The organism is Ralstonia psammae (genome assembly GCF_958405935.1).
In the GTDB taxonomy this organism is placed as follows: domain Bacteria; phylum Pseudomonadota; class Gammaproteobacteria; order Burkholderiales; family Burkholderiaceae; genus Ralstonia; species Ralstonia psammae.
The window spans coordinates 1-621 of record NZ_CATZBU010000056.1; the positions used below are offsets into that span (position 1 = coordinate 1).

Sequence of the window (621 nt, forward strand, 5' to 3'; positions counted from 1 at the left end):
CTGCCAGCGTCCGCCAAGGTCGATCCTATCCGGTAACGCTTCCCGCCGCGATCGTCAACACCATCACCTACGGTACCGGTCGGGTGCTTACTGTCTGGCATGCCAACTGGCAGGTGTATGGAGCCGACAAGGTCTGGAAGCAGATGAACCGCGAGGGCATCCGTGTCGCGCGCTGCACGGTCGAGCGCTTGATGAAGCGTCAGGGGTTGCAAGGCGTGCGTCGTGGCAAGGTGGTGCGGACCACGACGCCGGACACTTCGTCGCCATGCCCATTGGACCGGGTCCAGCGGGTGTTCAAAGCCGAGCGGCCCAACCAGTTGTGGGTGTCGGACTTCACCTATGTCTCGACCTGGCAGGGCTGGCTGTACGTGGCGTTCGTCATCGACGTGTACGCGCGGCGCATTGTGGGTTGGCGCGTGAGCAGCAGCATGCGTACCGACTTCGTGCTGGACGCCCTGGAGCAGGCGCTGTATGACCGTCAACCGGCTAGCTCCGATGCCTTGGTCCACCATTCCGACCGTGGCTCGCAAGGCGGATTCAACCAGTCGTCGCAACACCGGGTTGTCATGCAGATATTAGATGCTCGTTCAATACTTCGGCCGGCGTCTTCCAACCAAGCGT

General features: G+C 62.2%; 1 protein-coding gene. It reads left to right on the top strand.

What is annotated here, in order from left to right; translation table 11 throughout:
• A partial coding sequence (locus R2N16_RS25460) for an IS3 family transposase (protein WP_316669833.1) occupies nucleotides 1-621 on the top strand: 621 nt, incomplete at both ends.